Raw genomic sequence first — 25,548 nt, forward strand, 5'->3', positions numbered from 1 at the left:
CGTGGTCGTCGACGCAGCCGAGGGGCCACACCGTGCTCGTCTTGCCAGTCGCCGGCATGGAGCCTGTCGCCCGGTCCACTCACCAGGTCGCCGGACAGTAGCCACAGCTGGAGGAACCAGCGCCGGGGCCGCTGCGCCCACCTGCACGAAGGGCATTCGTGGCCAGTCCTCGAGGACGGCGCCCGGGCAGGCGACATGAGGGCGCCGCGCGCGCCGGATCTCCTCGGTGCCTATGTCCGCAGTCACCTGCGGCCGTTAGCCACCAGATGTCCGCTCTCGAGGGTGATGATGATCATCGGTCTCCGGGGCCGAGCCACATGTCCAGAGCCAGCCGCTCCAGATCGGCGACGATGCGCCGGTCGGTTATCCGATCCCTTGCCATGGGTCGCCGATTCGCCGAAGTTCGCCGGTGTCTGTGTCAACCCCGCGCGGGGCGGTGACGGGATCATCCGTCATCTGACGTACTGGCCCGACGGCCGTTGTCTGCACCACCTCAGCGGCGACTCGTGACGCCTGGCACGCCCGAAGAGCAGGGCGGGAGAGGGGATGTCGGAGAGCGCACTTTTCTCCCCTGCATGTGTCTCAAGACAGCGTCGCGGCAACAGGTGGTCGTTTGACCGATGCCCTCTTTCAGGCTCTGGCGCAGGCTATTTGCGGGGATACGCGACGGAATACGCGTGCCCCGCACGGAATCCTCAACAGCTCAGCCCAGGAGGAGTAGTGGCCACCAAACGCGACATGATCGTGCGCCCCGCGCACGACCTCGGCGGACTGCCGGCCGGACCGGTGGTCCCGTCGGACCACGAGATGACGCCCTTCGAGAAGAGCTGCCACGCGCTGCTCAATGTTCTGGCCGCGCACAAGCTTGTCAACACTGAGGAGAAGCGGCGCGGAGTGGAGGACCTCGGAGCGGAGATCATCGGCGAACTCACCTACTACGAAAGGTGGGCCGTATCGGCGTCCAAGGTGCTGATCGAGAAGGGTGTCATCACCTCGGAGGAACTCGGCACCAAGATGAACGAGATCCGGGCCCGGCTGACGGAGGCCGCCGTATGAGCACCCGCTTCGTCCTGAACCAGAAAGTCCGCATCGCCGACCGCGACGCCCCCGGCCATGTCCGAACCCCGGTCTACGCCCGTGGCAAGGAAGGCCGGATCGAGCGCGTCCTGCCCCGCTTCCTCGACCCCGAGCGGGAGGCCTACGGCGTCAACGAAGGCAGTGAGACCCGCCTGTACCGGGTGCGCATCAAGCAGTCGGCGCTCTGGCCCGACTACGACGGGCAGGCGGACGACGTCCTGGAACTCGAGATCTACGAGCACTGGCTGGAACAGGTCGGAGACCACAGCGACACGGAAGGACGGTGACGTTCGTGACGAACGCCCGCGAGAACACCGTCGTCGACCACGGCGACCACACCCACGGTGGCACCGGCACGCCGGACCCGCATGCCCCCATAGAGACGGGCACCGAGGCACCCGACTACTTCGACGTCCTGCAACAGGCCATCCGCGAACTCCTCGTGGACAAGGGCCTGATCACCGCGGACGAGGTGCGCGCCATGGTCGAGACACTCGACGCGCACCGGCCCGCGCTCGGTTCGGCGCTGGTCGCCCGGGCCTGGACCAATCCGGACTTCAAAAAGCGCCTGCTGGCCGACGGTACGGCCGCCATAGAGGAGTTCGGCATCGACAACTACGACGGCACCAAGCTGATCGTGCTGGAACAGACACCCGAGGTGCACAACCTCGTGGTGTGCACACTCTGCTCGTGTTACCCGCGCCCCGTACTGGGACTCCCGCCGGACTGGTACAAGAGCCGCCCCTACCGGGCCCGGGCCGTGCGCGAACCACGCGCGCTGCTAGCCGAGTTCGGCACCGAGGTACCGCAGGACGTAACCATCCGCGTCCACGACAGCAACGCGAACATGCGCTATCTGGTCCTTCCCATGCGTCCCGCCGGAACCGACGGCATGAGTGAGCCGGAACTCGCCGCCCTCGTCACCCGGGACACCATGATCGGCGTGACCACGCCTCGCTTGCCGTGACCGGGTTCCGCCGACAGCCGGACGGCCCCTCGGCGGCAGGGAGACCGGATCCGCCCATCGCGCCTGTCGCCGGACGGCCCGAGCCGTCGGCCGGCACCGCGCGGTGGGTGGTCCGCGGCCGGCCGCTGTCCTCATATCTCGCGGAAGCGCTGGGCGCGGCCTGGCTCGTCCTCGCCGCCCTTACCGCGGTCGCCTTCACGATGCGGGCCGACGGCGTCTATCTGTCGTCGTGGCCGCTCCTCGCGCGCCTGGCCGTCGTGGGCGCCTCGGTCGGCGGCGCCGTGGCGATCTTCTCCCTCACCTCGCCCGGCAAGGAGTCAGGCGCCCACCTCAACCCGGCGATCAGCCTCTTCATGACCCTCCGAGGAGTACTCAGCGTCACCGACCTGATCGCCTATGTCGCCTTCCAGCTGGCCGGCTCCGTCCTCGGAGTCCTGCTCGCCAGAGCGCTGTTGGGCGACCGGGAAACCGTGGTGAACGACGGGCTGATCCAGCCCGGCGCCGGCTGGGACAGCCCCGGGGTGGTCGTACTCGGCGAACTCCTCAGCACTGCCGCCCTCCTGTGGGTCCTGGCCGCCATGACGAACCGGCCCCGGCCACGGTCGACACCTTGGGTACTCGCCGTCGTCATCGCGGTACTGATCACGTTCACCGGCTCCCGGACCGGAGCGAGCTTCAACCCGGCCCGCAACTTCGGTCCCCATGTCGTGTCGGGCGATTACCACCTGTTCTGGGCGTACATGCTGGCGCCCCTGGCCGCGGCCGTGGTGGCCGCCGGCGCGCTGGCTCTCCTAGGTGTCCGCAGAGCGTGGACTCACAGGGTCTGCTGCGCTGACGACATCCCCCGCTACCACTTGCTCTCGCCGCGCTCGCGGCGCCGCCTCCACTCTTCCCCTCGGTGATCACATGCCTCACACCCCGTACGACGTTGTGCCGACCACACCCGCTCCGGCGGGCGCGGCGGACCATGCCGACGAGAACCTGCGCCGAAAGGCACGATCCGTCATCGGCACGCTGGGCCTCCACGATGTGGAACTGGCGTCCGAACTCGTCCACGCTCTGCTGCGCGCGGGCTTCGGCATACAGGCCGCCACCGCGACCGGCAGACCCATGACCGGGGGAGTGGAGATCCGCCCCTGCCCCGACCATTACGGGCCGGGTTCCCTCCTTCTCAGCTGGGCTCCCCACGAATCGGCCTACATCCCACTGGACCCAAGTGTCACCGAAGTCGAGGGACTCATGTCCTGTGCGCTGCTGGACACCGTGCGGGCACTGGGATTCCGGGCCAAACGGCTGGGTGCGTCCTACTCGATTCAGGTTCAGCCGTGGGGGCCCCATGCCACGGGCTGACACGGCTGGCGGCTTCCTCCGGGCCAACCGCCGCACGATCCTTCTGGTCTCGGCCGTCGTGGCCGTCACTCTCGGCGCCTTCACGCTGCTGGCCGGTGCGGTGTCCGGACGCCACATCTCGGTCGGCACCCAAGTCTTCGGTACTGGCCTCGGGCTCACGGCATACATGCTCGGCGTCCGGCACGCCTTCGACGCCGACCACATCGCCGCCATCGACAACACCACTCGTCGGTTCCTGACCGAGGGGCGGCCGTCGGCCCATCTCGGATTCTGGTTCGCTCTGGGACACTCCTCGGTCGTCGTGTTGCTGAGCCTCCTCACCGCCCTCGGAGCCCGCCTGGCGTCTCGGCTGACCGACGACTCCTCCGCCACCCACCGGATCCTGGCGGTGCTCGGTACGTCTGTCTCCGCGGCGTTCCTGTTGCTGCTGGGCGTCCTCAATCTGGTGGCCCTGCGTCGCATCGCGGCCCTGTACCGGTCCGCGCGCAGGGGAGTCCACGACGCGGAGCGACTGGACCAAGTGCTGGACGGCCGTGGTCTGCTCTCTCGTCTCTTGCGCCGTCTGACCTCGTCGACGACGCGCCCCTGGCACCTGTTCCCCCTGGGCCTGCTTTTCGGTCTCGGCTTCGATACGGCCACCGAGGTGTCCCTGCTCGTCCTGTCCGGCGCGGGTGCCACGTCCGGCGCCCCGTGGTACGCACTGATGCTTCTGCCGTTGCTCTTCACCTGTGGGATGACGCTGTTCGACACCCTCGATGGTGCCTTCATGTCGGCCGCGTACCGATGGGCCTTCGTCCACCCTCTGCGACGGATCCACTACAACCTCACCACCACAGGCCTCTCGGCAGCCGCGGCCCTGCTGGTGGCGGCTGTGAACCTGGTGACCTTGGTGAGCGGCAGTGTGCCGGCAGTGGGCAGGGCGCTGCCATGGCTGCTCAACATCGACCTCAACACCGTCGGCTACCTCATTGGTGGTCTCTTCCTCACGACCTGGCTCAGCTCCTTCCTTCACTGGAAGACCGTCGCCCGGCCACGAGCCCACGCGGTTCCGGCGGGCAACGTCTCCGTCTTCAACACGAGCCGGACCATGGCCGCTTCGGCCGACCCGGAGGTGTGACGCGCTACCGGGCCGTCGGCGGAGGGGGAGACAACACCGTCGGGGCGGAGTCGAAGGCCGCGAACGTGGGTGTGGGGGAGCCTTCTTTGCGGGAGAGTCGAGTAAGGGCGGGCGAGGTCGGCCAGGTTGATCGGCTTGCCATGGGCGGGGCAGCACACGTACCCGTGTGATGCCCCGTCGCAGATCAGGTGGTGTTTGCTGCCCGTCTTCCGCTGGTCGACCGGCGATGGGCCCGTTGCGGTTCCCTCTGTGTCACGCGGATGTGAGAGCCGTCCACGCACGCACGGGGCCAGTCGAGTTCGCCGGCCTCGTTCGGCAAGGCGAGCAGGATGCGGTGCAATTGCTGGGAGATGCTGGCCTTCTGCCAGCTGTCCAGACGGCGCCAACAGGTCCGTCCGGAGCCAAACCCCATGGTCAGAGGCAGGAGTTGCCAGGCAGTGTCCTGGTGCAGGACATACATGATGCCCTGCAGACACAGCCGGTCATCCACCGGCTTCGGCCCCGACGACCGCTCTGGCCACGGTGGAAGGAGCGGTTCGATCCGTGCTCACGAGTCGTCCTCTACCATCCACGGCCGAGTTGTCACACGAATCGAACGTCCGATTCATCATCCCGGTCACGGCCAACCAGGCCGTATAAGCAAGATCACGTTGAGAGCTCTTATGTTCTCTTTGGGGGTTTTGTGTCGCATCTCTCAGATGACTGACGTGCAGGGTTTCCTGCGCGCCGAGATGTCGGGTGACAGGGCAGCAGAGTTGCCCCAACGGTCCGTTCCCGTCATTGCGGCCTGTGGCGCAGGCCGTAGGGCGGCAGGATGAGCCGGACGAGTCGTGGACGACTCGCGACGGAGCGAGCAGATGTGCTGGCCATTGTCCCAAACCCCACAGCACATGACCGCTGTACGGCAGGAACTCGGCACATGTCGGGCTGCGTACCCGGGCATGGCGGTATGTCGTTCGCCCCATCTGACCAGTTGAGAGGAATCACGATGACGTCCTTGGCCTATGCCGTACACGTCAGCCCGATGCAGCCTTTGGCGTCGGCCGCCCTGCCCCCGCGTCCCGACGGGGGCCCCATGCTGTGGTCCCCGCTGTCCACGACGCTCGTTTACGGCTCCCACGAGGCCATACTGGTCGACCCGGGGCTGACAGCGGAGCAGGGGGCCGCCGTCGCGAAGTGGGCCGCCGGCTTCAACCGTACGATTACTGGCATCTACGTCACGCATGCGCACGGCGACCACTGGTACGCGACCGCGCCCGTACGCGAACAGTTCCCGGACGCTCAGGTGTGGGCGACAGCCGAGACGGTCGCGGAGATGGAGCGCACCACCCCCGGCGGTCAGCCGAATCCGTTCTGGACAGCGGCGTTTCCCGGTCTGATCGGCGACACCCCGGTCATTGCTGAGGCGGTCCCGGAAGACGGCCTGGAGATCGACGGGCAGTCACTCGTCCCCCACGCCGCCGGGCATACCGATACCGAGCACACGACGTTCCTGCACGTGCCGTCGTTGGACCTCGTCATCAGCGGCGACGTTATCTACAACCAGGTGCACCAATATCTGTCCGAAGCCGGCGAGCACGGCATCGACAGCTGGCTCCACGCGATCGACGCCGTGGCCGCGGTCGGCCCGACCACCGTCGTGGCCGGACACAAGAATCCCGACCGGGGCGACCCGGCGTCCATCATCGGCGACACTCGCGACTACCTCCACGCGGCCGCGGAGGCTCTCGCCGTCGCCACCAGCAGGATGGAGTACTTCGAGACGATGGTGCGAAGGTTCCCGGCATGGCTGAACCCGGGCATCGCGTGGCTGACCGCTGTGGGCCGCTGGTCAGAGTGACGGACGCGGCCCCTGTTTTCCGCATCTGTCTGGACCTCCGGCGGACGGTGGGCTTCACGGATGGAAGCAGCGGGGGCGAGTGCCTCAGTGATCCGACCGTGCACAACTGGCGGGACTCCGCCGACACTGCTGGCCACGGACCCGGCACTGCGCGGTTCGCGACGCACCCGCCGGCGCCGCGCGACCGGGTTGGGCATCCGGCACCGACGCCCGCCCAACCGTTGGGTGGGCGCCGGTGACTGTGCACGTCGTCGTCATGCCGCGATGTCAACAGCCTCGCCGAGTGCTTTGCTAGTCGCGAGTGGCCAGGGTGCGGGCGCCGTCCATTGCCGCCTCGTACGAGGCGGCCGCCATGTCCTTGAACTGTGCGAGCCGGGGCACGTGGACCGCCTTCGTCATCTCCGCGTGCAGGAATGTCAGGTCGTCGGTCAGACCCACCATGCCGAGAGCGGCCCGCAGGTAACGCTCCTGATGATCGGAGTCGTGACGTGGAGTACCGGGACCGTAGGCACCCCCGCGCGCGGAGGCCACGATGACCTTCTTGCCGGACAGAGGTCCCCGGCCGGTTTCCGGGTCTACGATCAATGGTGCTATCAGGATCCGGTCGAACCATGCCTTGAAGGTTGACGGGACAGAGAAGTTGTACATCGGCACGCCGAGCACGATGGCGTCGGCAGCAAGGAGTTCCTCAACCAGCGGCCAGGTCACTGACCAGCTCGCCGCCTCCTCGGAAGTGAGGGCCGACTCCCGGGCCATGGCCAGATCTCGGACGCCCTCTGTCTCCAGGCGGTGCATGACGGCGATCTGTGCGGCGTCGATGTGTGGCACATGGACGGCGGCAAGATCGCGGTATACGTACGTCCCCTCGGGGTTGGCCTTGCGCCAGGCGGCGGCGAACTCAGCGGAGAGCCGTCGGGAAACCGAGTCAGGGCGTGGGCTGGAATCAAGATGCAGAAGGTTGGGCATAGTTGGCGCCTTTCCGGTGGGCTGATCGGCAATGCGGTTCTGCATCCATTGAATGACGGCACGGGCTACATTTCACGTAAATTGGCGTGACGATACTTGGGCTGACACGTTAGGAAAAGTGACGGTGCTGAACGTCCGAAGGCTCTTGCTGCTGCGTGAGGTGGAGGCGCGGGGTTCCATCGCCGCCGCCGCGCAGGCCCTCAATTACACCCGCTCCGCCGTCTCCCAGCAGTTGTCCGTCCTGGAGGAGGAGACCGGGAGGACTCTGCTGACCCGCGACGGCCAGCGCGCCGGGCTCACTGCCGCGGGACACCTACTGGTCCGGCACGCCGAGCGCGTCATTGCTCAACTGGAGACAGCTGAGGTTGAGTTGCACTCACAGGAAGGTGAGGTGACCGGTGACCTGCGGGTTGGCGTTCCGCTGCACGAAGGGCCGGCCCTCGTCGCCCCAGCAGCGACCCGGCTGCGCACCGAGTACCCAAAACTGCGGATCACCTTGCACGGCGTGACCTCAGACGGTGGACGGGACGACGTCCGACTTGGCAGGCTCGACGTCGCACTCGCCGCCCGTTACACGTACGTTCCCACAGAACGCCGAACCGGTCTGCACGAGGAGGAGTTGATCAGCGACGACATCCGGCTGGCCGTTGCACCGGGGCATCCGTTCGCGGCTAGTGGGGAGTCTCGCACTGTGGAGGAGTTCTCTGACTCCGAGTGGCTGCTGGATCGCGCCACCGACCTGGGCAGGTTGGGCCTACACCTGTGTGCTGGTGCCGGGTTTCAACCCGAGGTGGTCTGCGATACCGGTGACTTGCAAGCGGTCCTCGGTCTTGTCTCCCTAGGCTGGGGTGTCGCACTCGTCCCTGACCTCGTCCCCGACCGGCCAAACCACCCTGTCGTACGCCTCGCTCTGCGAGGCCACCGCCTGACTCGCCGTATCACGCTTGTCGTCAGGGAGGGTGTCCTCAATAGCCCTCCAACCGCCGCGCTGCTGTCGTCCCTGCGTGAGGCGGCTGGGCACCTGGCGCACCCTGGCCACTCCGAAAGCTCCGGATGACTATCTGATGCCGCCCGGCGAACCAGACCGGGCGATGTTTGCGCCCCCAGTGAAGAACACCACCATCAGTCCTGTGTGCCGATAACCCTGTCCGTCCAGGTCAGGCCGCTGAGCGGTGGTATTCGTGGACGATGCCTTCGAGGCGGTCACGGCGGCGGATGGCTAGGTGGGTGAGCTGGCTCGGGTCCGCGATCGGTTTGGGGACGGTGCGCGGCGGGGCAGTGCCGTGGAGCATTCGGTGGGGCCTTGGGCATCTCAGACACCCTCTAGTGGCAATGCCGTTGCGTTACGGGCGATCTTGGTCGCGGCACCTCGACGGGGCATGGCCCACCGTGCCGCGAGCGGCCCCAGCGACGGCTGAGACCGGCGCCAGCCGGTGGCTCAGCCTCGCTGTCTGGGTGGCACTCCAAGATCGCACCTAACGCAACGGCATTGCCTCTAGTGGCGGGGAGCCACGCCACTAGGCTGGTCGGGTTGCCCGTGTGCCGGCAGGTCGGATCCCAGCATGGCGCGTCCGGCCCGGACGAGGGCGGCCCGCGCCCGTTCAAGGTCCGCGGTCCCCTCCGGTAGCCCCAGGTCGAGCTGGGAACGTTCCTCCACGTCGTCCAGCAGGCGCACGATGTCCTCGGGGGTGATGTCGGCGTTGAGCGCTTCCAGAGCGTCGTATGCCTCGTTGCGGGCTCGTGCCAGCGCGGCCGGGTTCAGCGCGTCGGGTATCTCCCTGACACCTCGGCGCATGCTGGCCACCATCTGCACGGCCTGGTGAGCCGTCTGGGCTTCCGGGCTCTGGAAGACAGGCGCTGCCCCGGTGACGGTGTTCAGGAAGCGGTTCATCGGCCCGTGTCCCTCGACGAACTCCTCGATCACGTCGAGTGCGATGCGCAGATCCAGCGCCGCGTCCACGACCCCGTGGGGTGCGATGAGTTCCAGCTCGGCCTGCGTCGCGTACAGGTTGGCCCACTCTGCATCCGCGTCCCGGTGTTCGTCGTCCCAGACCTCGACCAGCGCCAGCCGGACGGCCTCGGCACGGTGCAGGAAGGTCGCGAGGATCAGCCTGCGGTCGACGTGGAACGCGGCTAGGTGCTGATGGTCGACGGTGATGCGGGCAGCGTCGGTGGCGGCCTTTGCCTGGACACGCCCACTGCTCGCCTGGACCTTGGCGCCGATGTAGCTCCCAAGGAGGCCGCCGACAATGGCGAGGGCCGCGACGAAAGCAGCGAACGCGTCCGGGTTCTTGGTGATCCATTCCACCGGCACATCCTGCCCTCCAAGTCGAGCCGCGCGCATGGGTATTGGCATACACTGCGTCTGCCCCGGTCCTCCGGAACGGGGTGGGCCAGGTACGGCCCGGCCGGCACCGACCCATGATCGGTTGTCGTCGTCCGCAGGTGCATCGCGCATCGGCCGCACCATCTGCTGCACCGTTCACGCTGACGCCTCCGCGCGGTGAGTCGTGGGATCGCACGCCCCAGGGAGAGCTACGTGACACGCAACCACGGCCGCAAGACCGACCTCGCCCGGCTGCAGAAGGCCGCGGGCATCAAACGGCACGCCGCCATCGAGGTGCTCGCCATCGCCGACGCCGGGCTGCGCCTCCAGGTGACCACGGTCCTCATCGCCCAGGACCATCTGCGCACGGCAGAGGCCGCGTTGGCCTATCTCGACGGCGACCCGCACCACACGATCCTGTGCCGGGCCTGCGGCTGGACTCTCGCGATGCTGTGCCGAACTGCCCCGGCTGCGGCTGCCACAGCGGCACGTGCACCGACGCGCGGCATGCGTGCTGGGGCACCGACCGCGACGGCTTCGACGACGAGCACCAAGAGGTCGATTCGGCCACTACGGCGAGGAGGGCGTCGAGTTCGAGGCCCAGTACGCTGCGGTCGGCCCGGAGGACACTGACCTGGACGAGCTGCTGTGGCTGCAGACCGCCCCGGTGAGCCCTGACGACCCGGCGCCCGAGGACTGGGGGGAACCGCTGGATCCGGACAACCGCGACGCGGAGACCCTCGAGGCGGAGTGGGAGGAGCACAAGGTTCCTGACGGCATGATCCTCCTGACGCCGCAGCAGCAGCGGTGACCCCTGCCCTTCTGGCTGACCGTGTACCAGCTGCCGCCGTACGCTCCCGAGTCAACCTGGTCGAGGGCGTGTGGTCACACCTGAAGAGATCGCTGGCCAACCTCACCAAACACGGCCTCGGCCAGCCCACCGCGTTGGTGAAGACGCGACTGAAACGGATGCAGTACCGCAGGCGCAGCATAGCGAACGCGTTCGTCACGCTGAGGTAGGCCAGTCGCAGTAGCACAGTCGATCATCATGCCGCGCCCACTGCGAGCCGCGTGAGAGCGCTGACTCGAGCGACCGCGGCTGGCGCCATGGAAAACCGCTTCCACCTGTGTGGATGAGGTATTCGGCAAGGGCAACGTCGATGGGGGCAGTGCGGCCTACCGGCGTGGGCTCAGTGAAGGCAGCCCACCGGGTAACGCGCGCACGCTCGTCGATCGCTCGGTGCCTGCGGGGTGGCGCGGCTCCGCTTTTGCCTAAGCATTCTCCCGTAGTGGCGGCAGCGTCAGCGGCTTGCCTCTGCGACCCGCAAACACAACATTGCCAGACGCTCTGCAGGCGGTCAGCCGGCCGTCGGGCTGATGCGAATAGAGGATCTCTGTAAGGGAGTTGGCCTTCGTCTTGGCGCCATACTCCGGGCAGTCGAACAGCATGGCGTCTGGATTTTGCATGCTGATCTTCCCCTCCTGGATGCGCTCCCCTTGCGCTCGCGGAGCTTGAGGTTATCCGGATGGTCAGCGGTATGTGAGCTTATGGGGGAGCAGGGGCACTCACCCCTCCGTTCGTTTAAGTAGACGCGGATAAACCTTTGCTGGCGGGCCGTGGGGAGCGGTACGGTCTATACGGCTCTACTCGCGTCTAATGAAACGGGAACGCTGTATGGAGATCGCTGTCCACGTGAAAGATCCAACCCCCGAGTTCGAGCGTGACTTGCTCGCCCTCCTCGACAAGCACCGTGCATCCCTCCGCCACGACCCCGGATGGAACACCGACCGCGCCCGCCTCTTCCACGACGCCCTGCCCCCCAAAGCGCGGCGCATCCTCCGTGCGGCCCTCGCCGGAGTCGACGGCACAGTCTCCGCCGGCGAACTCCGCGACAATGACGACAGCAGCCTCCGAGGCCACGCTGGAGCGTTCACCCGCATCCTCAAGCGCGGTGTCAACGAGGGCTGGTGGGACAGCGGCATCAAGTCGCCGATCATCGCGCTCGGCCCGGGATCGGGGAGGGTGCAGGGCTACCGCATCCGCGACGAGGCGACGGTGCGCGCCTTCATCGCGGCGCTCGGCAACACCTCCGACAGCAATGAGAAGTGAGGACGCCGACCATGACGAGCAGCCCGATCGCTACCAGCGCCTTTCTCGCCCGGACGGTTGCTGGCGGGCAGGAGATCTTCATGTGACGCCCAGCGAGTCGCCGACTTGGCGGCTCACGTCGTCAAGGTCCCGCCGTCTGCGGGCCGTCCGGTGTCCGGGGACCTGACATGGCTCACGTAGCACGTGGCCGATCTCCTGCGGCGTGCCGCGAGGATCGAGGGGCCCATCGAGGCGCTGAGCCTGATGCGCGAACATGCAGCCCCTGGCCTCCCGCGTGGCACTTGCACTCCGAGCTGGGCTCACGCCATGGATCTTCCCGGACCGCAGGACGCGATCTTTACCTTGACCGCGGCACCGCGACGACCTACCGGCATGGTCCTGTTGCTGCCCCGAATGCCGCACAGCCAAGGCCGCCACCTGTTCCTGCCCCGCCACCGCGGCGGCCGACGCTGCAGCCCGCGCTCCGCGGCTACCTCCGCCTATCCCTGATGCCTTGATGGCTCGAGCGCTCATGGATTGTCATGAGTTGTTTGTCGGTGGCTTGAAGTAGGGTCGCGACGCGGGCTCTGAGGGGGCCCTGATTGTGTCCTGGGGAGTGAGCTGGATGGGACTGCCGGGTGGTGCTGCGGACAAGGCAGGTAACCGGTACGAGGACTGGTGGACCGCACTGCGTGCGGCAGAGCTTGTGCGAGGACAGGCGTCGTGGATCCGGTTGGAGCCTCCGGGGCCAGCGGGCGCCGGGATCGAGTTCGAACTAAAGGAACCGGACGGCACCTGGTGTGAACAGGTGAAGGACGTCCCCTCAAAGGGCGCGTGGACGCTGACGGCAGTGGGGAAAATTCTCAAGGCGGTCGCGGGGCACCTTGCGGAAGACAAAAAGATACGCCTTGTCTTGTCCACGGGGGCGCCTGAGCTGGATGACCTCGCTGAGCGGGCGCGGGCCGCCGAGACGCTGGCCGAGTTCGAGGGAATCATCACCAAGGCCCAGGTCCCCCAGTTCGCCTCCGTGCTCGCGAACTGGGAAGTGGACGGGAAGCAGATCGACCGGGAGGTCGGCTGGCGGTACCTGCAGGCCGTGCACGTGGAGCACATTTCACCAGAAGCACTGCGCCGACTGGTCGTGTCCACCTACGAACTGCTGTTTGTCGGAGATCCGGAAGCCATCGTCCAACAACTCAGCGGCTATCTCGACGAGCGACCTCATCAACGCCTGACCGGGTCGCAGATTCGTAACCATCTGCTGAACCTGCCGGGCGTGCGCCCTAGGCTGCTAGCCGGTGACACTGGAACACTTTCGGCTTTGGCCGGTACCGTCGAGCGCTTCGTTCGACGTGTGCAGCGGGGCCAGCCTGGAGTCGGCATGGCCGCCAGACGGCACACCCAGGAGCTGTACGAGCGTCTGAGGCTTCAGGACGGCCCGCAGATCGTGGTCTGTGAGGGCGGCGCTGGCTTGGGCAAGTCGGCAGTCGCTGCCGACGCCTTGGCGCGGTGGACCGAGCAGGGGTGGCCGGCGGCCGCTGTCCGCATGGACGCCGTCGACGCAAGTGTTCAAACAGCCGTGAGTCTGGGTGCCGCTATGACGCTGCCGGACTCCCCGGCAGTGCTGCTGGCCGGGGTTGCTGCCGATGGGCCAGCATTGCTGGTGATTGATCAGCTGGACGCGGTCAGCACCTACAACGGCAGGATGTCAGACGCCTACGAGGCTGTAGAAGACGTGTTGACGCAGCTGATAGTCGCCCCGAACGTCAAAGTGCTCCTGGTGGCCCGCACGATCGACATCGACAATGACCGGAGACTGTCCAGACTGGTCACCGAAGGCGCCCGGGCAGCCCGCTTCCCCCTCGGTGTCCTGGACATCGACGCCGTGCGCACGGTCCTGTCCGCTGGCGGCACGGATCCCGACAGACTGGGCCCCATCACCCTGGAACTGCTACGCACTCCCTTGCACCTGTCCGTTTTCGACCGCCTGTCTCCCTCCGCGCGCACGGTGCCCTACCGCACTTTGCAGCAGCTGTACGCGTGCTACACGGACGAGCTCCGCGAGGCAGTAGAGCGAGAGATCGCCGCGTTGGAGTGGTCCGGAATCACGGGTCTCTTGTGCGCGGCCATGAGTGAACGCGAAGCACTGCAGGCACCGGTGGCTCTCCTCGACGGCTTCGCCCGCCAACAGGTCAGGACTCTGGAGTCACACGGGGTTCTGGTGCGCGACGGGGACCAGATCGGTTTCTTCCACGAGACGTACTTCGACTTCCTCTTCGCCCGCTCTTTCATCTCCACCGGCACAGACATCCATGACTTCCTTGCCGAGTCCGGCCAGCACCTCTTCCGACGGGCACAGACCCGTCAGATCCTTGAGCACCTCGCCGGCACGCACCCCGAACGCTTCCGCAGAGTGGCGGCCCAGCTTCTGACTTCCAGCCGGATCCGGCCGCACCTGCATGACGTGATCATCACTGTCTTGGGGCAAATCGATGCCACCCCGGCCGATTGGCTGGCTCTCGAATCTGTCGCCTGGGGCCAGGCCCGCGTGGCCATTAAGGTCCGCGGTCTGCTTGCGCAACCGCAATGGTTCGACGCGGCTGACCGAGATCAAAAGTGGGAACGCTGGCTAAGCACGCCGCAGACCACCGATGCGGCATTCCGAGAGCTGCTGGTCGCCGCCCGACACCGGCCTCGGCGGGTAGCGGAGCTGGTGCGGCCGTACGTAGGCACCACACCACAGTGGGGGCAGCGACTCCTAGGGCTCGTTGAATGGGCCCTCACTCCGGACCTGGTCGACCTTGCTGCCAACCTCATCGAGAACGGCCATGCTGACGAGGCCCGCGGGGCGATCGCTATAAACAGCGACTTTTGGTCCCTCCTGTACAGCCTGTCCGAGACCGCGCCTGCTTCGGCGGCCTGCCTTGTCGGTGCGTACCTCCGCCGTCATCTTGCCCGGGCACATGCCGATGGATCCCGCGATCCGTTCGCGTCCGACCACATGGCCACGCAGTCCCAGGTCGCCGACACGATCCTCTCCCGCATTGCGGAAGCCGAACCTGAGGCCTACGTAGACGAGGTCCTGCCCTTCGTCATCGATGTGGCAACGTCCAGCAGCACACAGGGCGACGAAATTCGAGCCCCTGGAGGGCGTTGGGCCTACCGTCACGTTGGCGGACGCGGCGTCGACGCCGCACTTCTGGTTGGCCTTGAGGCGGCCCTACGCTCACTCGCCACGGCCTCCCCGACCGCGGCTACCAGCGCTCTCCAGCAACTGACCGCGTCTCCAGTTCAAGAGCTGCGATTCCTCGCCTGCCGCACCTACACAGTTATGGACGCCGCCGATGAGGCGCTCACCTGGTTGCTGAGCGATGAGCACAATTTGCGCTTGGGCTGGCTGGACAGTCCGCGCTGGGCCTCACGCGAACTCATTGAGGCAGCCACCCCCCACTGTGCGGAGGAGAAGCTGGCCCATCTGACCACACAGTTGCTCGGTTACTACCCGGCGTGGGAACGCAAACGTGAAAAGGGGCAGCGCAGCTTGTGGGGCTGGGCCCAATACCAGTTGCTCTCCGCAGTGGAACCCGCCCGTCGCAGCGGTACGGTCAACGGTCGGCTCGCGGAATGGGAGCGCAAGTTCCCGAACCAGTACCCCTCGCCGCCGACGCCCATCACGGCCGAGTTCGTCGGCTCGCCGATCAGCGACCAGGCCGCCGTACACATGACGGATGCTCAGTGGCATCAAGCTCTGCAAAAATACGCCAACCCTGAGCGAGAACGAGGCTGGTCGTTTCAGGGAGGCGCCCACGAGCTCGCACAAACCCTGGGAAGGCGTGCTGAGCAGGATCCGGAGCGGTTCAGTAGCTTTGCGCTTTCCCTGGGCACGAGTTCACCGGCGGCCTATCTGTGCGCGATCGTGCAAGCAGTTACGCCATACCTGGATCCCGACCGCTGGCAACAGTTGGCCCTCCACACTCACCAAACGCTCGGCACCGCCGCCGCGACCACGATCTGCCATGCCTTGCAGACCACTCCCCAGAAGTTCACCAATGCAGCGCTTCCGGTACTCGACAGCTACACCACCGACGCCGACCCCGCCCAGGACACCGATGCTGCAGCCGACAACGGCGCAGAACTGTTGACCGCCGGCATGAACGTCACCCGAGGCCAAGCAGCACTCACCGTCGCCGCCCTGCTCTTCCACGACAACCAGCAACTGCAAGAACTGACAACGCTGGTCAACCGACTGGCCAACGATCAGATGCTCGCTGTCCGAGCCTGCGCTGCCGAAGCCGTGCTAGCCCTGATGAACCACGATCAGCAAACCGCACTCGACACCGCCGAAATACTCTTGGATCACCAGGACGTCAACGTTCACAACGCTCCCACTACCCAGCGGCTGTTGATCAGCGCCCTGATCCGTGATCCTGCCCGCTTCGCGTCTCACCTCGCGCGGGCTCTTACAGCCACAGGAGCGACAGCCGAACTCGCAGGCCAGACATGGGCCGTCAGCGCTATCCAGGGTTCCCTCACTCCTGATCTTCCCCAGACTGCAAGCGAGCTCAATGCGCCAGCCCGTCGTGGCGCAGCAGCCGTCCTCGCTGCCAATATCAGCCACTACCCGCATCTCGTACCACTCTTCGACGACACAGATGCGGAAGTGCGAGAGAACGCATCCCAAGCAATGCGGCAGGTCTTCGACCTCTTTCCCGCGCAGGCAGATGAACTCATCCAAGACTTCCTCGGCAGCAAGGCCTTCTCCGACCACCTCGAACATCTAGTCTGGGCTCTTCACGGCCACTCCGGGCCTCTTCCTGCACTCGCAGTGGACGCCTGCGAGAGCATCGTTCAACACGCAGGCCGCGACCTTGGAGACGTCAGGACGCATCGTGCAGCAGACGGTCATTACTTGGTCTTGGTTGTCCTTCGCCTGTACCGTCAAAGCCAGAAAGCCCAACGAGGCCGCTGCCTGGACATCATCGACAAGCTCGCCGAGGTGGGTGCCTACAGCCTGAACGCTGCTTTGGAGTATGAGCGTTGAACAAATGTGCCCTATTCGAGGGTGATGCGTATCAAAGGCTGCACGCGTGGATTGCAGCGGTGCCCCCTGAATAGGAGTGAACGGTCACCAACGGTGTCGCGGTCTCTCATCGGCAGGAACCGCGCGCGGTGAACAGGTTGATGACGGTCAGGTATTCGAGACGAGGCAGCACGAGTGCTCATCCTGCCGCACCACCGAGCAGATTCCTGAACTGGATGGATTACATCGTCGGCAGTCGCAGTGCCCGTGTCTCGAGCGGAGGGCATTTTCTTGTGGTTTTCTTCTGCAGCCATTTGTCTGCCAGCCCCGATACGCGTCGTCGGCTGGCGCCCCATGCAGGTTGCCAACCAGTGCTGGGATCGGTCACCAGAGTTCTGGGTCAGGGGTGTCGATATCGTCAGCGTCCGAAAGGACCTCCTGGAGCACGGCGTTGGCCTGGGGATGCTCCGAGTCGCTGTCGCCCCCGATGCCGAGGACGATCCGGGCGAGGCCCGCGTCGATCGCTTTGCGGGCAAGGGGCCCGGCATGAGCGCTGCCCTGCTGAAGCCGCCGGAAGAGCAGCTCTCGAAGCGGCTGCACTGTTCCGTGGTCGACCGCAGTGAAGGCGTACTCATCGGCCTGGGCGTGGTTGCTTGAGTCCTCTGCGACCAGCATGGGTACGCGGGTCCACCCTGCCGCGACGCTTTCCTTGTGGATCCGCATGGCCTCCACGTTGTCACCTTCCTGAAAATGAAGGCGGACGAGGTCGCCGTAGTCTTCGAGCATCCCGGCGTCGATGGCCTTTCGGAAGTAGGCCTTGGCATTGGTCAGGTTGCCTGCCGTCTCATAGCGATGGGCAAGCCGGGGGTACGCGTAGATGTCGCCGATTTCCGCGATGCGATCGGTCCATTCGGCGGCTTCCTTGAAATACTTGTCTTCGGCCAGCAGGAACACAAGTCTCTGCATGGCGTCCGGATCGCCGGCTTCGGCGCCGAGCCGGTAGAAGCGCTCGGCGTCAGCCCGGCGTCCGTCCTCCTCATGCCGCTGACCAATGTGGTTGTAGGCGTCCTCGAATCCCCTCTCGGCCAACTCGTCCCAGATAGCAGCGGCGGCCTTTCCGTCTCCGGTGCGCTCCAAGATGCGCGCCCTTTGCTGTTTGACCAGGAAGTCCGGCCAGCCCTCGAGAGGGCTGGTGTCACCAAGGCCGAAGGCCTGGCGGTAAAGGACTTCAGCGCCGTCCCAGTTGCCGGCTTCTTCCTGCTGCTGCCTCGCCAGGCGGAACAGGGCACGCGTGCTGCGGTGTTCTGCGGCGCGATGAAACAGGTGGTGGGCCCATTGGAGGCGGTAACGGTCTTCGGCGGCTTCGGCGAGGTTGGTTAGGTCGTCGGGGTGGGTGAGGTGGGTGTGGGCGGCATGCCAGAAGGATGCGGGAGGGCAGAGCCGTCTACGAGCGTGGCGGCCATGCTGTTCGAGGTAATCGGCCAGACGGAACATCGGACCTGGGCCTGTTGGTGTGCTTGCGGTGCCTTTGGCCGGTGCGGGAGGGCGCCTGGGAGGCCGGGGGGTGGCGTGGCGGAGGGGGGCTTGTTTGCCGTGGACGGGCTGGGCGAGTTCGGCGAAGGCGCGCTCGGTCCAGTCGGCAGTGAGCTCGTCGTAGTCAGTGTCGGTGAGGTAGTCGGTCGCGGCGTCGGTCAGGAAGGTCTGGGAGAGGTGGAGGCTCACGCCGAGGCGGCGTGCGTCGATCGCGGCCTCCAGGAGTGCTCGGGCGGGAGGGGTGGCCAGCTGATAGCGGCGCAAAAGTTCCGGGGCCCCGGCCAGGTCCTGGGCCACTCGTCCGTCACCGGCCCGGGCGAGGGCGTCGGCGAGGAGATGGTCGCCGGCTTCGGCCAGCGCGGTTGCGGCGGCCAGCGCAGCGGCGTCGAAGCTGTCGGGGACGGCCAGGGTCCGCCCGGCGAGGAGTTCCCGGACCCGACTGTACGGGTCAGGCTCGCCTGGTATGGGTAGGGCGGTGTACTGGTGGGCGTATTCGTGCCAGAGCGTGCCCAGTACGAGCACCGGGCCTCGTCCAGTGTCGGTGAGGAGCCGGTACACCGCGGCGGTGATCTGTTCGCCGACATTGGGGTCGCCGAGGTAGTGCTGGGCCTCGTTCAGCCACACCACTGTCCGAGGTCCGACACGGTGCAGCTCCTTGAGTACTGCTTGTGTGCGGGTCGGGTCGAAAGGGTGCCACAGCCGCCACCCCAGCGATGCGAGCGGCTGAACGGCCTCCCAGCACGCCCTTGTCTTCCCGGTTGAGGAGCCACCGACCAGCACGACCATTCCACTCCGCCCGGCCGCCGCATTCTGCACTGCGGTGCCCAGTATCCGGTCATGCTCTCTGGGTACGTACCCGGGCAGTATTCGGCCTGCCAATGCACCGGTATCCGCGGGGGTTCTGCTGGGCCCCGCAGGGTGCACCTCCAGATCGTGCGGCTTCCACGCCCTAATCGGCCTGCCCGGTACCCGCCCCGCACAACTGTCCGCCCCTGGTACCTCGGTCGCTAGCCGCTGCAACTCAAGCAGCTCGTTCACGGGCAGCTTCAGCACACGGGCCAGCGCGGCCACGGTACGCGCGGACGGAACGTCCCCCCGGGGCGAGAACGCCGCCGACACTGCCGTACGCCCCAGTTCCGCCCGAGTGGCGAGCTGCGTCTTGTTCAGCCCAGCCGCAGCGAGTGCGTCGGCCAAGCGACTACGCAGCTCGGCCCCCGCCAAGACCTGGCCATCCAAGTCCTCCTGCACGCCTCTTCTCCCCCTGGTGGTGTGTTCGCCAGTGTTCATCTTCGGCCTGGCGAACCATGGCGCACGCCGATTCCGCGACTTTCGATCACTTCAACCCACCACCGTCATCGGGAGCTTGCCGTGACTATCGCTGACCTTCTCCTCGCCACCGCACTCATCACCATCGTCGCCCTGCTGACCGCAGCCGCTGCGGCTAAGCTCGCCCGGCTCGACGGCGCCACCTACCCCACGGCTCTCACCCGCGCCGCCACCGCCTTTGCCGCCGTCATCACCCTCACCATCACAGTGGCCGCGGCCATCACCACCCTCCTCACTTGAGACCCGTCAATCTCTGGACGATCGTTAGCGGATGATCGCCGTGGATGCGCAGACCTCAGCAGATCGGCGGACGCTGTTGCCCACGGGGGCTTTCACGAACTTCCGCCGGCCGTTGCGGCCGCGAGCAGACCAACTCAAGCCACGGCTTGCGGATGGGGCTGCTCCAGGTCTGAGTGACAGTGGCGGGCGTGATGCCTGCGCCGACGGTGTGGCCAGTAGAGGCAATGGGGCTCAAGGGCGTCCTACTGCTGGCAGCGTCAGGTTACAGCACCTGGCCTACGTCAACGGCTCTTCGTGAATGCGATGCCGGTCGACAGGTCATGGCGCCTGCGGAACGAGACGAGAATTGACGGCTCGTTAAAGGCGCGTACCGTAGGAAGTGGCCAGCAGCCTCCGGAGAGAGCGTCGAACCATGAATACCGGGCACGTGGTTCCGTGAACTGCCGCTAAGGCGCCGCGAGTATCTCGCAACGGCGCACAGCAGAATTCAATAACTCGCCTGGGAGCGACCGCACTGCTGGGGGTCAAGGAGTCGCAGGTTCAAATCCTGTCGTCCCGACTATTTTAGTCGGTTAAATATGCAGGTCAGCGGCCGGTTCGAGGTTACTCGAACCGGCCGTTAGCCGTTTGACCGGCCGAATTCCCCTTAACGGATAGGCGCTCCCAGAATCGAACATGCGCGGCGCCAGGCTGGGGTGTGGCACATCGTTTCTACAGGTCACCGGGGTGGTTGGGAGTGAGACCTGTTCGATGGTCACCTTGTCTGGCAGGGAAGGGGACGCGAGGCGGCGAATGGACGCTTACGACCGCGTACAGGCCTGAGCGGCCGGTCGGCTAGGAGCGGGTGGCGCCCTTGAGGCATGGAATTGCCCCATTTCTGGGAGCGAATTCCGATTGGTAAAGGTGTTTTCGGTCTTTATGCTCCAAGGCGTGCGATTTTCGCTTTCGATTTCGGGGTGTGGTGTTCGTGGTGCGCGGGTCTACCAGTGCTGTGGGATCCCGGGGATGGGTTGGCAGTTGCCGTTGAGGTAGTCGGTGAGGGTCTGTCCGGCGGTGGTGAGGTGGCGGATGCTGGGGTGGAGGTAGCGCTGGGTTGTGGTGATGCTGCGGTGTCCGGCGATTTGCTGGAGGACGTGGAGGGGGACGCCGGCGTCGGCCATCCATGTCAGGGAGGTGTGGCGGAGGTCGTGGCGGCGCAGGTGGCTGAGGCCGAGGTGGTGGGTGACGTCGTCCCAGCGGGTGGCGCGTCGTAGGCCTGCGGTGGTGATGCGGCCACCTTGCGGCCCGGTGAACAGGCGGGCGTCGGGTGCGCTGCTCACGGCGGTGATGCGGGCCGTCAGGAGGGGACGGATGGGTTCGATGATGGGGACGAGTCGGGCGCGGTGGCTCTTGGTGGCCTTGTCGATGAGGCCTCCGGGTGCCGGTGTGGTCTGTCGTCGGGCGTTCCAGAGCCAGTGGCGGGTGTTGATGTCGCGGACTCGGACGCCGGAGATTTCGCCGATGCGGGCGCCGGTGCAGGCGGCGAAGATGACGGCGTGGCCCCAGCCGGGATAGTGCTGGTGGGCGGCCTTGGTGAGGGCCTCGGCGAGTTCCAGGAGTGTGGTGAAGTTGGGCAGCGCCAGGCCACGTGGTTCGGTTTCCGTGTCCCGGTCGTTGAGGTAGAGGCGCTGCCAGCCCTTGAGGGGAGCTGGGGGTTGGGTGAGCCAGCCGTCGCGGGTGGCCTGGCGGGTGATGCGGGCGAGCATGGCCAGGGTGTTCTTGATCGCGGAGTGGTGGTGTCCGGCCTCGGCCCAGGCGTGGATGGCGCGGTCGATGGTGCCGGGGGTGAGGCGGTCGATGGGGAGGGCGCCGAGGGTGGGCAGGATGCGTTGGTGCCAGCCGGCGAGGTAGGCGCCGCGGGCGGTGGGCTGCAGGCCGGCGAGGGCGAGGTTCATGACGCGGGCTCCGTAGCCCGCGACGGTGGGTGCGTCGAGCAGGTGGGGTGTGGGGCGGTGTGCGAGTTCCGTGAGCGCGGACAGCAGGGCGGCGGCGAGATCCGGCAGCGAGCCGGCGGGACGCTGGCCGGGAGGCGGCGGCTGGGAGAGGGCTGGTTCGGGCGTCGTCGGTCTTGGTCGGCGCGGTGGCTGGAGAGGTGAGGTCATGGACGCAGCGTGGGTGCAGTGCCGTGATGCGGCACCTGCATCTCGACCTTGATGACCACACCGGCCCTCAGACCCCGTGCCCCACCCGTGTCACCTAAGTCTGCACTAGCTCCAAAGCGTTCGCGCCACAGCCGAGTGGGCCAGTCGCAGCCGCATGGTGGATCATCATGCCCCGGCGCCATCAGCCACAGCTGCCACCATCCAGACCCCGCACACTGGCCCCACCAGGACGGATGAGTTTTCGGCAGGGCAAGGTCGGGGGTCGGGATACACGCAGAAGCGTTGTCTGACGCATTGCTTGGTGGGCCAATGGTAGGCGTAGTGCGGATCGAGCCGGGCGGACCGTGATTCAGGTGGGGCTCGCGCCAGATGAGGGTGTGGTTGAGGCGTTCGTGGCGCCAGGTCCGGGGCATGACATGCGGATCAGAATGGTATTCAAGGGCTGATGTTCAGCTGAACTTCTGCTCGCCGCTGACTTGGTCGTCGGCCTCGGCCAGAGTGTCCATCGCGTAGGGGTGTACGTAGCGGCCGTCGTTGAAGGACTTGAACCAGTCACCGAGCCCCATGGGTGCGATCCTCAACATCTCGCCGACGGGGCTGTCCTCGATGCCGTCGGCGGCGTCGTCGTACAGCCATTCATGGTCCATGTCCTCGTACACGAGGTCGGCGAAGCAGTCGAGGGCCTGCCCGACACCGTCATCGAGCAGGCCGAAGGTCTCCAGACAGACCTTCGCCTCATTCAGCAGGAGCCGCAGCGCCAGTTCCTCTGCGACACAGCTCAGCTGGATGAAGGTGCCCTGCGTGAACCGGGTGGTCATGGCGATCACGGTGACCAGGAAACCGCGGGCGAACTGTTCGTCGTAGCGCAGGGCGTAGCGGCGGGGCAGGTCCTCCAGGTGCCAAAGTACGTCCTCGCACTCGGCGACGTTGGTGTCCCCTTCGGTGAGGGTGTGGACGTCCATGAACAGCTGGTCGATCATCACGTCTGTGGCCCAGATCAGGGCGCCGGCGGCCAGTTGTGCGTCTTCCTCCGCGGTGCCCTCATAGTCGCCGACTTCCTCATCTTTCCTGTCCTCTTCGGTGACCACGCCGAACATCTGCGGTCCGAAGGCTTTGAGCTGGGGTGCGAGGGACAGCATCTGGCGGCGGGTCTTCGCGGAATCCGCGGCGATCTCGGCCTCACTCGGCGGGGACGTGGGGGCTGTCTGGGCCAGGTGGGCGCGTCGCGTCGCTGGGTCGGCGGCGGGGGCTTCCGGGCCCGTTGCGGCGTCCAGGCTTTCCTGGGCGAGTTCCGGGTGGAGCTGAACCTCGCACTTCTCGACGGTCCACTCGGCCAGCAACTCCGTACGTTCCAGGAGCTCTTCGATGAGGGCGCGGGTGGCTTCCTCGGCGATCTCCAGCGTGGGGGCGTGCGCGAAGACCTTCAGCAGCGCCCCGCCGGGGTGGACGGCGACGAGGCTGTCGACGACGTCCACCTTCATCCCGTCCGGGCCCTCGATGCCCTCCACCGCGTCGAATCCTTGCTCCAGGAGCGCGATGGCCCCGACCCGCTGCAACTCGTCCATCTCCGGGGAGTCTTCGGCGGTCTGGGTGTCTACAGTCACGACATACTTCACCCCGTCAGCTTTGCAGCACCGGGCCAGGCGGAGGGGCAGTTGTTGGGAACAGCGTGACTGATTCTCGGCGAGACCCGGTCCGGAACGAGCACCCCGCGAGCCTGGCCCGGCACCGCAAGAGACCGTAGCCACAGGTCGGCTCACTTCGTTCCGGCGGACCGGGCAGCGCACCCCCATCGCTTGCGATACAACGATGCATACGCGTGGCAGGCAGATCGAGGGAGGCCATGGGGCACACAGAGGTCCGCGACGTCCGGTACAGAAAGGGAGGAAACAGGGAGTTGCGCCTGGCGCTTTGGGAAGCCTGGGGATCGAAGTGCTATTGGTGCACCAAGCCGACGGTGTTCAGCTCCATCCAGATCGACCACATCATCCCCAAGGATGTCGGTGAACCCGAACTGCGATCCCTCAAGCACACGCACGGTCTGCCGCATGACTTTGACCTCAACGATCCGCAGAACCTCGGGCCCGCATGTGTGGAGTGCAACGGGCCGGACGGCAAGAGAAACCGCACCTACCACGCCGCTAGTGTGACGGACCGCCTCGACAGGGCGGCGGAACACCGGGCCAAGGTCATCGATCGCGTTCAGAGGCTTGGGCGCTCCGGCAAGGTGGCTGCCCATCTACTGGAAGCTGTCACGGCGGATTTCAGTGACTCGGACCTACGACAGGAGTTTCTGGAGGTGGCCCCCGCGGTCGTTCGGCTTCTGGCAGTGATGGATCCGCAACTACTCGTCGACCACCAGTCCTTCCGCGAGGTAGAGGTGGCCGTCTGCGAAGAGACGGGGGATTACCAACGGGTTGATGTAACTCTGGACGCGCGGGGCCGCTCTGCGGTGTCTACGCTGGAAGAGGATTGCGACACAGAGCTGGCGGACCTGCTCCAGGCCCCGGTCGTGCAGCTAACCGACGAGCTACGCAACCGAGTGACGGCCGGGTTCGAGGCCATCGAATCGAGTGATCCCATCACAGCGGGGCCGCCCACCCTCGACTACCTCAGGATTGACGTCGACTCCGTCGACTATCGCGGCTCCGCCGACGGCATCGAGTTCACCTTCAACGGCACCTTCGAGGGTGTTTTCACAGCGTCCGTGGTGCGGGTGGCTCCGGACGGAGAGGGAACGGACGACCTACAAGGCGATGCCGTGGTCAATGGCACCTTCTCCGTCGTGGCTGCTTGGGACCCCACTACGGAGCTGGCCGACGTATCCGCGGGCGATTGCACCGACGAAACGTGGGAGGAGGATCTCCACGTGGCGTAGCTGGCATCACGCGGGCGCTGCGGGGGCGACTGGTCCGGTCGCGGAGCCGTTGATCAGGGAATGTCCGAGCCGAGACGTACGCTCGACGTCATGACCGATGTCTGAATGCTGCTCAAGCATGACCCGGCCGCCCTTCCTATAGAGACCGCGGCCGTCTAGGACGATGCCCTCGCCGTGGAGCACTTGGCGCAGGCCGTCTGAGCCCCCGCGGCCAGACGCTCCACCTTGCAGCGTTCGCCGTTCACGGTTCTGCTTGACGACCAGTCACTTCTCCCGGACGACCCCGTCACCAGCGTGGACACGATCCGGACGAGGTGCTAGCACGACCGTGATGGAGTCCGGACGCTGCTCGCTCCCGGCCGGGGTGTCTTCGGCCTCCAGCTCGGCGACCCGGTCGGCCAACTCCTTGTCCGCGACGCGCTTGCGGTACTTGTTCACCACGTACGCCACCCCCGTGCCCGCAGCGGCGAAAGCAACGTACGTGGCTGCCTGCTTCAGGCCCTCCGCCCGCCCCAAGTCTCGGTAGTGATCCCGCAGGCCGTCCGGCCCGCCGTGATCCGATGCCTCCTGCGTCAGCGCCGTCCACGCGTTTCCCATGCGTCGTTCCGATCTCCGAGAAGGCACTTGGCCCCGCACGCCCCGAGCGAGGCTGCGGTGCCCGTCGTCGGCTGGATGCTA

21 protein-coding genes are annotated in these 25,548 nt (G+C 66.3%); 14 read left to right on the forward strand and 7 right to left on the reverse strand.

Features of this window, described 5'->3' with window-relative positions:
* Positions 1-720: 720 nt before the first annotated feature.
* From ABZ930_RS26670 to ABZ930_RS26695, 6 genes are all read left to right on the forward strand, one after another.
* Positions 721-1,056: a nitrile hydratase gene (locus ABZ930_RS26670; protein ID WP_361552631.1), complete on the forward strand. Its 336-nt coding sequence runs from the start codon at positions 721-723 to the stop codon at positions 1,054-1,056.
* Positions 1,053-1,364, forward strand: coding sequence for an SH3-like domain-containing protein (locus tag ABZ930_RS26675; RefSeq protein WP_361552634.1), 312 nt, complete (start codon positions 1,053-1,055; stop codon positions 1,362-1,364). The genes ABZ930_RS26670 and ABZ930_RS26675 overlap by 4 nt, the downstream gene beginning before the upstream one ends.
* Positions 1,361-2,044 (forward strand): nitrile hydratase subunit alpha, encoded by a 684-nt coding sequence (nthA, locus tag ABZ930_RS26680; protein WP_361552636.1) that lies wholly within the window; start codon positions 1,361-1,363, stop codon positions 2,042-2,044. The genes ABZ930_RS26675 and nthA overlap by 4 nt, the downstream gene beginning before the upstream one ends.
* A gap of 107 nt (positions 2,045-2,151) precedes the next feature.
* The gene (locus ABZ930_RS26685; RefSeq protein ID WP_361552639.1) at positions 2,152-2,946 is read left to right on the forward strand and encodes an aquaporin; all 795 of its coding nucleotides are present in this window, start codon (positions 2,152-2,154) and stop codon (positions 2,944-2,946) included.
* 4 nt (positions 2,947-2,950) lie between these two features.
* Entirely contained in the window at positions 2,951-3,394 is a 444-nt protein-coding gene (locus ABZ930_RS26690) for a hypothetical protein (protein WP_361552642.1), read from the forward strand.
* The gene (locus ABZ930_RS26695; protein ID WP_361552645.1) at positions 3,381-4,511 is read left to right on the forward strand and encodes a HoxN/HupN/NixA family nickel/cobalt transporter; all 1,131 of its coding nucleotides are present in this window, start codon (positions 3,381-3,383) and stop codon (positions 4,509-4,511) included. Before ABZ930_RS26690 ends, ABZ930_RS26695 begins: the two co-directional genes overlap by 14 nt.
* 184 nt (positions 4,512-4,695) lie before the next feature.
* Here the strand turns inward: ABZ930_RS26695 and ABZ930_RS26700 are convergent, their stop codons facing one another.
* Positions 4,696-5,052 carry a transposase gene (locus ABZ930_RS26700; protein ID WP_361552708.1) on the reverse strand — a complete coding sequence of 119 codons (357 nt, stop codon included), beginning with the start codon at positions 5,050-5,052 and terminating at the stop codon, positions 4,696-4,698.
* Positions 5,053-5,499: 447 nt separating this feature from the next.
* Between ABZ930_RS26700 and ABZ930_RS26705 the strand changes: the two genes are divergently transcribed.
* Positions 5,500-6,351, forward strand: coding sequence for an MBL fold metallo-hydrolase (locus ABZ930_RS26705; protein ID WP_361552648.1), 852 nt, complete (start codon positions 5,500-5,502; stop codon positions 6,349-6,351).
* Between the two features lie 291 nt (positions 6,352-6,642).
* Here ABZ930_RS26705 and ABZ930_RS26710 read toward each other — a convergent pair whose 3' ends face one another.
* The gene (locus ABZ930_RS26710) at positions 6,643-7,317 is read right to left on the reverse strand and encodes an NAD(P)H-dependent oxidoreductase (RefSeq protein WP_361552651.1); all 675 of its coding nucleotides are present in this window, start codon (positions 7,315-7,317) and stop codon (positions 6,643-6,645) included.
* 118 nt (positions 7,318-7,435) lie between these two features.
* Here ABZ930_RS26710 and ABZ930_RS26715 point away from each other — a divergent pair, with 118 nt between their 5' ends.
* Complete coding sequence (locus ABZ930_RS26715) at positions 7,436-8,374, forward strand: LysR family transcriptional regulator (protein ID WP_361552653.1); 939 nt, start codon at positions 7,436-7,438, stop codon at positions 8,372-8,374.
* A 438-nt stretch (positions 8,375-8,812) separates the two neighbouring features.
* Here the strand turns inward: ABZ930_RS26715 and ABZ930_RS26720 are convergent, their stop codons facing one another.
* On the reverse strand, positions 8,813-9,625 hold the full coding sequence (locus ABZ930_RS26720; protein ID WP_361552656.1) for a hypothetical protein: 813 nt from the start codon (positions 9,623-9,625) through the stop codon (positions 8,813-8,815).
* A gap of 231 nt (positions 9,626-9,856) precedes the next feature.
* Here ABZ930_RS26720 and ABZ930_RS26725 point away from each other — a divergent pair, with 231 nt between their 5' ends.
* The 4 genes from ABZ930_RS26725 (at position 9,857) to ABZ930_RS26740 (ending at position 16,773) form a co-directional block, all read left to right on the forward strand.
* Positions 9,857-10,276 carry a hypothetical protein gene (locus ABZ930_RS26725; protein WP_361552658.1) on the forward strand — a complete coding sequence of 140 codons (420 nt, stop codon included), beginning with the start codon at positions 9,857-9,859 and terminating at the stop codon, positions 10,274-10,276.
* A 34-nt stretch (positions 10,277-10,310) separates the two neighbouring features.
* Positions 10,311-10,454 carry a hypothetical protein gene (locus ABZ930_RS26730; RefSeq protein WP_361552661.1) on the forward strand — a complete coding sequence of 48 codons (144 nt, stop codon included), beginning with the start codon at positions 10,311-10,313 and terminating at the stop codon, positions 10,452-10,454.
* Positions 10,455-11,318: 864 nt separating this feature from the next.
* Positions 11,319-11,753: a hypothetical protein gene (locus ABZ930_RS26735; RefSeq protein WP_361552664.1), complete on the forward strand. Its 435-nt coding sequence runs from the start codon at positions 11,319-11,321 to the stop codon at positions 11,751-11,753.
* Positions 11,754-12,357: 604 nt separating this feature from the next.
* On the forward strand, positions 12,358-16,773 hold the full coding sequence (locus ABZ930_RS26740; protein ID WP_361552666.1) for a hypothetical protein: 4,416 nt from the start codon (positions 12,358-12,360) through the stop codon (positions 16,771-16,773).
* 363 nt (positions 16,774-17,136) lie between these two features.
* On the opposite strand, the gene ABZ930_RS26745 is transcribed toward ABZ930_RS26740, so the two are convergent.
* A complete protein-coding gene (locus ABZ930_RS26745; RefSeq protein WP_361552669.1) occupies positions 17,137-18,912 on the reverse strand; it encodes a hypothetical protein in 1,776 nt (591 codons plus the stop codon).
* Positions 18,913-19,653: 741 nt separating this feature from the next.
* On the opposite strand from ABZ930_RS26745, the gene ABZ930_RS26750 reads away from it, so the two are divergent.
* Positions 19,654-19,851 (forward strand): hypothetical protein, encoded by a 198-nt coding sequence (locus ABZ930_RS26750; RefSeq protein WP_361552672.1) that lies wholly within the window; start codon positions 19,654-19,656, stop codon positions 19,849-19,851.
* A gap of 980 nt (positions 19,852-20,831) precedes the next feature.
* Here ABZ930_RS26750 and ABZ930_RS26755 read toward each other — a convergent pair.
* Together ABZ930_RS26755 and ABZ930_RS26760 are read right to left on the reverse strand one after the other, a co-directional pair.
* Entirely contained in the window at positions 20,832-21,992 is a 1,161-nt protein-coding gene (locus ABZ930_RS26755; RefSeq protein WP_361552675.1) for a site-specific integrase, read from the reverse strand.
* 449 nt (positions 21,993-22,441) lie between these two features.
* Entirely contained in the window at positions 22,442-23,596 is a 1,155-nt protein-coding gene (locus ABZ930_RS26760) for a hypothetical protein (RefSeq protein ID WP_361552678.1), read from the reverse strand.
* Positions 23,597-23,811: 215 nt separating this feature from the next.
* On the opposite strand from ABZ930_RS26760, the gene ABZ930_RS26765 reads away from it, so the two are divergent.
* Positions 23,812-24,870: a hypothetical protein gene (locus ABZ930_RS26765; RefSeq protein WP_361552681.1), complete on the forward strand. Its 1,059-nt coding sequence runs from the start codon at positions 23,812-23,814 to the stop codon at positions 24,868-24,870.
* 264 nt (positions 24,871-25,134) lie between these two features.
* Here the strand turns inward: ABZ930_RS26765 and ABZ930_RS26770 are convergent, their stop codons facing one another.
* The gene (locus ABZ930_RS26770) at positions 25,135-25,467 is read right to left on the reverse strand and encodes a hypothetical protein (RefSeq protein WP_361552684.1); all 333 of its coding nucleotides are present in this window, start codon (positions 25,465-25,467) and stop codon (positions 25,135-25,137) included.
* Positions 25,468-25,548 lie beyond the last annotated feature (81 nt).

Source organism: Streptomyces sp. NPDC046716, from assembly GCF_040645755.1.
In the GTDB taxonomy this organism is placed as follows: domain Bacteria; phylum Actinomycetota; class Actinomycetes; order Streptomycetales; family Streptomycetaceae; genus Streptomyces.